The 5,040-nt window shown below is 49.6% G+C and carries 2 protein-coding genes; one reads left to right on the top strand and one right to left on the bottom strand.

All coding sequences use genetic code 11. The annotated features are described in order from the left end of the window. Positions 1 to 870: 870 nt before the first annotated feature. Entirely contained in the window at positions 871 to 4,314 is a 3,444-nt protein-coding gene (locus Q0413_RS00565) for an acyl-[ACP]--phospholipid O-acyltransferase (RefSeq protein WP_298986205.1), read from the bottom strand. A gap of 97 nt (positions 4,315 to 4,411) precedes the next feature. Here Q0413_RS00565 and Q0413_RS00560 point away from each other — a divergent pair, with 97 nt between their 5' ends. Next, complete coding sequence (locus tag Q0413_RS00560; protein WP_298986204.1) at positions 4,412 to 4,939, top strand: hypothetical protein; 528 nt, start codon at positions 4,412 to 4,414, stop codon at positions 4,937 to 4,939. Positions 4,940 to 5,040: the final 101 nt, after the last annotated feature.

Below are 5,040 nucleotides of genomic sequence, written 5' to 3'. Positions count from 1 at the left end.
GGTAGCGCAGATCGCTCCATCTTTTAAATAGTCCTCCTTTAAATTTGCCGTGGAGCGTGCGCTTCGCGGCACTTTCATCTTTTTTAAAATCATTAAAGCTTAGACCTTTTTAAAATTTAGCTCTGCCGACTTCGGTTAAATTTAAACAGATTGGGCTTTGAAATTTTAAAATTTTAATCTGCACGAATGAAATTTATCTTTTAAATTTAGAGCTGCTGGATACTTTTGCGCTCATGTAAATACAGACCTGCTTGGAGGCACACGTAGCGTGATTAGAAAAAATTTAGCCTCTGTGACGGCGGAAGGACAAAGCCGAGAGTTTGCGTATAGCGGTTTATAAACCTCATCGGCGTAATCGGCGTACACTCGGGAAATAAAATTTGCAAATTTTATAAGCGGCGAAGCGGAAAGTAATGTCGCTAAAATTTCTCTCCGCACATACGCCATTGAAATTTCTTTCCACTCACACGCCGTAAAAATTCTCCCCGCAGCTGCTCTGCCGTGAAATTTCGCGCGCCGTTTAATGTAAAATTTTGTCTATCTGCGCAGCGAGTGGCTGCCGTCTGTCTGTAAAATTTAGCATAAATTTGGCGCTGCAACCGCGAAAAATCGTGGGATCAGCAGCAGCTCACCTCTGCAAAATTTAGCATAAATTTAACGCCGCAATCGCGCGCGGCTCTCGTTCTCAAAAACGGCAGCATAATCCCGCGAGATCGCCCGCCGCTAGGAGCGAAAAACCGCAAAACTATGCGGCGCGACAAGGCATAAATTTAAAATTTAGAGGGCTTATCCTCTTTGTACTATCCCGCGCGAATAGCGCGAAGAGGCGTAAATTTAAAATTTAGAGCGTAAATTTTAAGGCTTTAAAATTTACAGCCCGAGCTCTATCGCCAGATCCTTTACCGCTTTGAGATTTACCTTGCCGCTGCCGAGCACCGGGATTTGCTCGACCTTTTTCACGACGCTTGGCTGCATTATCGGCGCCAGCGCGGAGTCCTTTAGGCGGCGCGAAATTTCATCCTCGCTCGCCTCACCCACATAAAGCAGAGCGATCTTTTCGCCCTTTTTCTCGTCTTTTAGATTTACGCACGAATAGATCGCGCTTTCGCCTAAAATTTCGTCCACGGCGCTTTCTACCGCACCCAGGCTGATCATCTCGCCGCCGATTTTGGCAAAGCGCGAAAGGCGGTCGGTGATAAATAAAAACCCGTCGTCGTCGATATAGCCGATGTCGCCGCTCTTGTAGTAGCGCACGTCGTTTATTTGTGCGATCGCTTCGGCGGTTTTTGCCGGCTCATCGTAGTACTCCTTCATAACCTGATGTCCGCCGATTAAGATAAGCCCCTCCTGCCCGTTTGATAGCGGTTGCAGCGAGGCGGGATCGGTTATTTTTATGACCGTGCCTGCAAGCGGCAAGCCGACGCTCTTTTCGCGGTTGAAGTGAAGCTCTTTGAAAAAATCGGGCTCGAGGACGTTCGGCGTATTTACGCTCACCACCGGCGCAGTCTCGGTCGTGCCGTAGCCCTCGTAAATTTCGATACCGAATTTTATCTTAAATTCCTTTCGGACGTTTTCGTTTAGCTTCTCCGCGCCCGCAATCGCCAGGCGGATGCTTGCTAGCATAAGCGGATTGAGCCTTTTATTTTTGGTGTAGAGTCTAAAAAACGTCGACGTGCCGAACATTATCGTAGCGCCGTATTTTGCGCTCATCTTGCCGACGCTAAAGGCGTCCGTAGGATCGGGCACGTGGATGCTTAAAATTCCGTCGTTTAGCGGAAATAGCGTCGTTACGGTAAGCCCGAAGCAGTGAAAGATCGGCAGCGACGCTAAAATCGCGTCGTGCTCGGTGGCGTTTATGAGCTCTGAAATTTGACGGACGTTCGCCATTATATTTTTATGCGTCAAAACCACGCCTTTGGGCTTTCCTTCGCTGCCGCTGCTAAATAAAATGGTCGCTACGTCATCTATCGCGTGCGGCTTAAAATACAGCGCGCGAAATAAAATTTTAGGCATTAGCAGCGATTTTAGCGCGCAGGCTATGCGCTCGTTTTTAGAGACACCCTCGCTTAGATCCTCAAGGTATACGAGCCGATCGCCGATCGAACTCTCTAGCTCAAAGCCCTTTGATTTGAGCTTTTCTACGAATTTTCGCGAGCTGATGATCGTGCGGATGTTTGCTTTATCCGCGCAGTAGATTAAATTTTCCTCGCTTAGCGTGTAGTTTAAATTTACGCTCGTTTTGCCCATCGCAAAAAGCGTTAAATTTACGGCGCTTGCGATGACCGAGCTAGGCAAAATGATACCGACGTTTTCCTCGCTGCTTATGCGACTCTTTAGCCTTTTGCGAAGTATCAAAACGGCGCTCATCATCGCTAAATTTGTGAAGCTCACTCCCGTGCTATCGACCGCTACACGCTTAAAAGGCGATCGTTTAGCTTGATTTAGCCAGTTGTAAGCAAGCGGCTTTAGGCTTGCGAGGTATTTGCCCCAGCTGAAAAACGACAGCTCCGTTACCGCGCGCTTTACCTCGTGCGCCTTGGAATTTGCCTCAATCGGCGCGCCGAAGCTTACGCGAAGTGCGTTTTTACCGTTTTGCGAGATCGTTCTTTTATAATGCTCGCTGGCGCGCGAAAACGTCGATCCCCAAAGCCCTCTGATATAAAAAGGCACGATGACGGAGTTCGTATCGTGCGCAGCTAGCTCAAATCCGCCTTGAAACTCGTCTATGCGGCCGTTGTAGCTGATGTGGCCTTCGGGGAAGAGCCCCACTACTTCACCAGCATTTAGCGCCTCGCGAATGCTTTCGATCGCGCTTTTGCTTACGCCCGCTCCGATCGGAATGACTCGGAAAATTTTAAAAAACCACTTCAAATACCACAGATCGTAGTAGCTGCGATGCATCACGAAGCGCACCCCGCGCGGGCAGGCGAGCTGCACCACTGCCCAATCGATCCAGCTGATGTGGTTACCTAAAAGCAGTACGCCGCCTTTTTGCGGGATGTTTTCGATGCCGTCTACGTGGACTTGGTAGCCAAATTTCATAAACGGAATGAGTAAAATTCTAACGAAAAGCTGCGGCAAATATTTCGCGCCGAAGATCCCGCAGATAAGCACGCACAGTGCCGCCATAACGAAAATTTCGCCGCTGGCGACCGCAAAATGCACCAAGATGATGGCGATGAGCAAAAACAGCACCATAAAGATATTTTGAATAAAATTTGAGCCCGCAAGCACCCGCCCCATGCGCTCGTCGGCGGTAAAAAACTGAATTACGGCGTTGAGCGGCACGATGAAAATTCCGCCGCTAAATCCGAAGAAAAACGACGCCGTGCCGAGCCAAAATACCGAGTGCGCGTTGGCTAACACCATTAGCGCGAGCGCAAGCCCGAATGCGCCAAACGGCACGATACCGAGCTCGATATGTTTTTTGCAGTAGCTGCCCGCAAAGATCGAGCCTAGCGCGATTCCGATCGCACTAAGCGCCAAGATCACCTGGATCACCATTACGTTATCGCTGCCGCTAAGGCTCTTGTAGTGAGCCGGGAAGGTCGCGATCACGAGCTGCGAGACCGCCCAAAACATCGCAAGTCCCAGCGTGCAGAGCAGGACGTTTTTGTCTTTTAGCACAAAATTTAAATTTTGCCTTAGATAGCGAAGCTTAAGATAGTCGTCTTTATTAAATTCCGCCTGTGGTTGCGAGGCGTCGAAGAATGGAATTTTATATGAGTAGTATGTTTCAAGCGCGGAGCCCGCGACCAAAAGCACGCCGATGAACCAAACCGAGCTCATCAGCTCGCCCGCGTCTCTGCTGCGCGTCGCAAACAGCTCGAAAATTACCGAAAAAACAAGAGATGAAAGCAGAATCGCGATGATGGTAAGAGCCTGCACGAGGCCGTTTGCTGCGCCTAAATTTTTCGCGCCGACGATTTTTTTAATCAAGCCGTATTTAGCGGGCGAGTAGATCGCGCTTTGCGCCGCAAGCAGGATTGTCATAAAAAATGCGAAATAAAACCATCCGCACGCATATCCTAGCGTAATGAGCGCGGTAAGCGCGACGCCGAGTTTCGCGCAGATCCGCGTAATGCGGGTACGCGAGAATTTGTCGTTGAGATAGCCGCTGGCGCTAAAAAGAAATACGTAAGGCAGTAAAATCAGCAAATTTACAAGCGAGGTAAGGGCGATGAGAGCGCCCGAATCGGCGCTTTTAACAAGGACGTTTTGAATCGTGATCTTATGGCCCAGATCGACGCTTGCGTTGATAAACATAATCGCCAAAAACGGCAAAAATCCGTTGATTTTTAATAGAGATTTCACGGGCGCTCCTTTAAAAGCGCGATTTTATCTCACGGAAGTTAACGGACGCAAATTTAAGGCGGCTTCGCTACAATTACGGAAAAATTAAAGGAAAAATATGAAAGTACGTATCACCAATCGCGACGTCGATAATCTCAATAAATTTATGCTGCTTTACAGCAAAAAGGCGCGCAAACAGCGCCTCATCAGCACTTACGCCATACCGTTTGAGTTTTTGCTCATGGGTATCATCATCGACGGGCTTTTAAAAACGGCGCCGATTGCGAGCGTGGCGTCGGTTATTTTGGGCGCGGCGTGGCTTATTTTTTATCCGAAATTTTACCGCCGCATGCTAAGAAAACATCTCTCTGCCGCTAAGCTCGCGCAAGACTCGAGCACGGAGATGAGCTTCATCGCGGACGACGAGACGATCTCGTTTTCGAAGGGCGAGCCGCGCGCAAGCGAGAAATTTGCCGCGCGCTCGCTAAATCGAATCGCTGCGGGCGGGGAGAATTTTTTCTTGGCGTTTGATCGCGGCTTTCACATCGTCCTTCCCAAAAATGCCGAGACGGACGCCGCGGTGCAGCAGCTCGCGGATCTGCGCGGGCTGCAGATTGAATCCGTTAATATGGATGTTGAAATTTAACTCAGGCACAGCCTGCACCGCTTAAAGCGTCGTCGGGGGATGGGTGGGGTTTGTGGGCGAGCAGAGCAATGCGGTGCTGCGGGGCAGCGCCACCCTCTGCG

The sequence above is a fragment of the uncultured Campylobacter sp. genome, from assembly GCF_938045465.1.
Classification (GTDB): domain Bacteria; phylum Campylobacterota; class Campylobacteria; order Campylobacterales; family Campylobacteraceae; genus Campylobacter_B.
The sequence above is the reverse complement of the archived record's forward strand: the minus strand, read 5'-3'. Positions and strand labels throughout refer to the sequence as shown.